This window comes from Rhizobium ruizarguesonis (assembly GCF_012349115.1).
In the GTDB taxonomy this organism is placed as follows: domain Bacteria; phylum Pseudomonadota; class Alphaproteobacteria; order Rhizobiales; family Rhizobiaceae; genus Rhizobium; species Rhizobium ruizarguesonis.
This window is the reverse complement of sequence record NZ_PQIG01000147.1, coordinates 1-4287: the sequence shown is the minus strand read 5'-3', so window position 1 is coordinate 4287 and position 4287 is coordinate 1. Positions and strand designations below refer to the sequence as shown.

The 4287-nt window shown below is 62.5% G+C and carries 5 protein-coding genes; 3 read left to right on the top strand and 2 right to left on the bottom strand.

The window, feature by feature from the left end:
• Positions 1 to 281: 281 nt before the first annotated feature.
• On the bottom strand, positions 282 to 893 hold the full coding sequence (locus tag C3Y91_RS37435; RefSeq protein WP_024321881.1) for a pyridoxamine 5'-phosphate oxidase family protein: 612 nt from the start codon (positions 891 to 893) through the stop codon (positions 282 to 284).
• 37 nt (positions 894 to 930) lie between these two features.
• Complete coding sequence (locus C3Y91_RS37430) at positions 931 to 1911, bottom strand: alpha/beta hydrolase (RefSeq protein WP_024321882.1); 981 nt, start codon at positions 1909 to 1911, stop codon at positions 931 to 933.
• A gap of 47 nt (positions 1912 to 1958) precedes the next feature.
• On the opposite strand from C3Y91_RS37430, the gene C3Y91_RS37425 reads away from it, so the two are divergent.
• From C3Y91_RS37425 to C3Y91_RS37415, 3 genes are all read left to right on the top strand, one after another.
• On the top strand, positions 1959 to 2426 hold the full coding sequence (locus tag C3Y91_RS37425) for a MarR family winged helix-turn-helix transcriptional regulator (protein ID WP_011652244.1): 468 nt from the start codon (positions 1959 to 1961) through the stop codon (positions 2424 to 2426).
• A 179-nt stretch (positions 2427 to 2605) separates the two neighbouring features.
• Positions 2606 to 3601: a winged helix-turn-helix domain-containing protein gene (locus tag C3Y91_RS37420; RefSeq protein ID WP_168576448.1), complete on the top strand. Its 996-nt coding sequence runs from the start codon at positions 2606 to 2608 to the stop codon at positions 3599 to 3601.
• An 81-nt stretch (positions 3602 to 3682) separates the two neighbouring features.
• Positions 3683 to 4180, top strand: coding sequence for a helix-turn-helix transcriptional regulator (locus tag C3Y91_RS37415; RefSeq protein WP_130681759.1), 498 nt, complete (start codon positions 3683 to 3685; stop codon positions 4178 to 4180).
• Positions 4181 to 4287 lie beyond the last annotated feature (107 nt).

Genomic DNA, 4287 nt, shown 5'->3' with positions numbered 1-4287 from the left:
CGCCGGAGTGCGCACAGATCATCCAACAATCAGTGCAAATTGAACATGCAAGGGGGCCACACGGCACATCATTCATTGCCCTTCGCTCGCGCTCAGTGCATTCGCGGCCCTGCCGCTCACCCCCTCATCGCCTCGCTATCGCTCCGGCACTTCTCCCCGCTGGGGAGAAGAGGTATGTGGCAACGTCGTATTCCTCTCTCGTCCGTCAGGAGCCTGAGGGAACGGACGAGTTTGCCGCTTGTGACGCCGAGTAAAAAGCCGGCGGCCACAGGCACGCTTCTCTACCACATCGTCTTTGCCGCCCGCCCCGGCCATTCCCGGTCGTAGGTTTCCTGGTCGAAATCGCCGGTTGCGGCCTTCAGCATCTGCCCGGGCGTCGGCAGCTTTGCCGGATCGGCGAAGTGCTCTCCATTCCAGAGCTCGGCCCGCATCACAGCGCGCGCGCATTGGAAATAGACCTCGTCGATCGAAATCACGACGACGGTGCGCGGATGTTTGCCGTCCATCCCGAAGCTAGAAAGCAGCGCCTCATCGTCTGAGACGACGCCGCGGCCGTTGATGCGCATCGTCGTGTTCGAGCCGGGGATCAGGAACATCAGCGCCAGTCTCGGATCGCGCACGATGTTGGAGAGCGAATCGACCCGGTTGTTGCCGCGCCAATCCGGCAGATGCAGTGTCTCGTCGTCGGCGACGCGCACCACGCCGCCAAGATCGCCGCGCGGTGAACAATCGAGCCCCTCCGGCCCGACGGTCGCAAGCGCTGCAAACGGCGAGATCTCGATCATCTCACGATAGAGCGGGGTCAATTGCTTCGTCACCTTGGTGACGGAGGCCGGCGAAAGTCCGGCGCCATAGATCGTGTTGAGCTCTTCGATGCTGCTGATGATTTTCATGAGGCGTCCCGCCGCGGCTTGATCTTCGCGACGGACGCTACAATGCTGCGCGCCTTGCCGGAAGCTCAAAAAACGGAATGATCTCCGCATCTTTTTTTATGTTTTCATCAGGCGCTTCACCAGCTTCCCGATCGCCGTCGAGAAACGCCGCGATCGCGGCAAGAACCGGCGCGGCGCCGATGATGCGTCGGTGGCCGAAGCCGTTCGCCCAGAGGAGCCGAACGCCCTTTCCCGCCGCGCCATAGCGCCTGGCATGGAGAGGCGACACCTCCTTGTCGTCCTCGGCATGGATGACGAGCACCGGGCGGCCGATCTCGCCCGCCGCTTCGCCGGCGTCGAAGTCTTCAAGCCTCCGTCCGGTGACGCGATGGACCTCGTTCTCCAGTGCCGCTTGCGCCGCAGGGCGAAGGCCGATCATCCGGCCGAAATCGGTAAACAGCCAGCCCATCTCGCTCGGCGCACCGATCAGCACCAGTCTCTCACCGCTGACTGGCGCCACGCCAGGCAGCAGCTCCGCTGCCGAGACCATCAGCGCCGCGCCGCCGAAGGAATGACCGATCGTCGCATCGAATGCGCCGAAGCGCTCCTCGGCCGCCGCGATCGTCTCGACCGCAAGCCCCATATGCAGGAAGCGTCCGCCGGAACGGCCGTGGCCGGGAAAATCGAGCGCCACGACCTCCGCACTCGTTGCCGCAAGCATCGAGACGAGTTCGGCCATATATGCCGCGCTCGATCCCCAGCCATGCGTCACCAGATAGCGCTTGCGCTTGCCCCTCGCCCCGCCGTTCAGCCGATAGGCATGCGCTTGGCGCCCGCCGGCAAGCCTGAGGGTGAAGCGTTCGGCGCCGGCAAGCCGGGCCGCACCCGCTGCATGCGCTGCCTTCGCCTTTGCTCCCTTCGGCTTTGCCGATGGCGTCCGGCAGAACAGCTGGAACGCCGCTCTGCCTGCCAGATCAGGCGAAATCACCTGCAGAGCCGAGAACCCGAGGCGGGTGACGTCAAGCGCAAAGTTTGCCATAGTGGGATTCCAAAAGACTGTTCAACACTGAACAATAAAGTACAACGATGAACAAAAATCAATCCCTTCCCTGGGATCATCCGCGTTTTCGCAGCTGGATCGCGGTGGCTCGCGCCTGCCAGCTGATGCAGCAATCGCTGGCCCGCTCGCTTGCCGATCTCGACATCAAGCCGCCGCACCTCGATATCCTGGTCAATCTCTACCGTTTCGAAGGCATCTCGCAGCAGGAGCTGGCGCGCAAGCTGCTGGTCGGCCGCTCCAACATGAGCATGCTGCTGCCGCAGATGGAAAAGCGCGGCCTGATCCTTCGCCGCGATGACGAGCGCGACAAACGCGTGCTGCGCCTCTATCTGACGCCGGAGGGTCGAAAGCTGAGCGAGGAAGCCATGGCCATCCAGACCGGCCTCATCGACCGCGTGTTGTCGGACGAACCGATCGAGCAATGCATGGCGACCGCCGATTCCATGGAGCGCATCATCACCGTGCTGCTCAAGGATTTGCGCGACGAAGACTGAGGCGAGTCTCATGTCGCCGGCGCGGTCCAATGGTTGCGGCCGCTTGGGCTCGCGACAGCCGCGTGCCAGGCTGACTTTAGGTTGTTGTCTGGACTTTTCAGACTGCTTTGTTTAGCGTTCACTTAAAGACTAGAAGATGATGTCGTGCTGGACGTTGAATTTAAGAGGTTCGACGGCGAATGGCAGTCTCTCCGGAAGAAAATCGGTTCAGTTTCGGTGCATTTGTGCTGGATCTCCAGACGGGCCTGCTTGCCCGTGACGGTTTCGTGGTGCCGATCCGACCGAAGACCTTCACGCTTCTGATGCATTTACTCCATAATCCGAACCGGGTGATCTCCAAGGACGAACTGATCGCGGCCGTCTGGGAACGGGCGGTGGTGACGGACGATGCGCTCACTCAGACCGTGCGCGATCTGCGCCGTATCCTGGGCGATGAGGGTGCACGCCTGCAATCGCTGCCGAAGCGGGGCTATGTCTTCGCTCATGAACCGGCGAAGGATAATGGCGCCAAGCCAGGACTGGATGGTCGTCATCCGCCGTCCGTCGACCTCTCCCCGCCCGGGTCGGCCAGTACTCACGCGGCCAGTATTCACGCGGCGCTTCCGCCGCCGGCCGACCTGTCGCGGATCATCGGTGTCATCTACGATTGCACCCTGGATCCCACCCGCTGGGAGACCGCGCTCTCGGAAATCGCGGCGGTGATGGATGCCGAATCCGCGATCCTGTCGCTGAACGACCTGCGCCGGCATCGCGTCATCATCCACAAGAATGTCGGTTGGGAAGAAGAGGGCATTGCCGAGCGACAGAAGCATATGCCCGAGATCCACGCCCGCCTCGGGGAATGGTTCGCGACGGGGCCACCCCCCGATGAGCCCTATGTCGCCTCCCGCCGGCTTCCGCCGAGCTACCTGGACAGCTCGCCCTATGTGCAGACCTGCCTGAAGCCGCGCGGCATCGTCGATATCTTGCATCAGTTCCTGATATACACACCGACTCATCTGTCCGAACTTGTGATCAGCCGCCATTTGAGATACGGCCCGATCACCCATCGCGAGATCGGCATCAGCGCGCTGCTGCTCCCCCATTTGCAGCGCGCCGTCACCATCACCAATGTCCTCGATGCCCGCAGCGTCGAACGGCTGCGCTTGGCCGAGACGCTCGATCTCCTGCACTAGGGCGTGGTCCTGACCAATTCGGACGACCGAATCCTCCACGCCAATGCCCGGGCCGAACGCATGCTTGATGAAGGCAGGTTCGTGACAGGCCGAAGCGGCCTGCTTGCAGCAGCGACGACCCGCGCTTCGCAGGAGCTCGCGCGGGCCATCCGCATTGCGGCAAGGGACGAGGCTGCGCTTGACGGGGCCGGCCTGTCCGTTCGGCTTGCCGGCGAAAGCGGGGGCGAACTTGCCGCGCATGTCCTGCCACTCAATGGAAGCGACCTGCGCATCAGCCTGGAGCCCGCAGCCGTGGCCGCCGTCTTCATCGGTGCGCCGCCGCCGCTCGATCCGGTCCATTCGAAAGGCACCCTTGAGAAATTCCTTCGCGAGCGCTTTGGCCTCAGCAAAGCGGAAACAGACATAGCGCTCGAGGTCGTCTCCGGAGATGACCGCGCTATGGTCGCTGACAGGCTGGGCGTCAGTGCAGCCGCCCTTCGCAATGATCTCGGCCGCATCTTCCTGAAGACGGGCGTGCGTCATCTGTCCGGCCTGGTCCGTCTGCTGGCCGATGCCGGTCACAATCAGCACCGTCCGTAACTACTGCATAATTCCTTAAATCGGAATCGATTTAAGGATAAAATTATGCAGCAATTCAAAGTGCTACAGCGTCCTTTGCGCGTCTGAAAAGACGCGCGGCGCTGTAG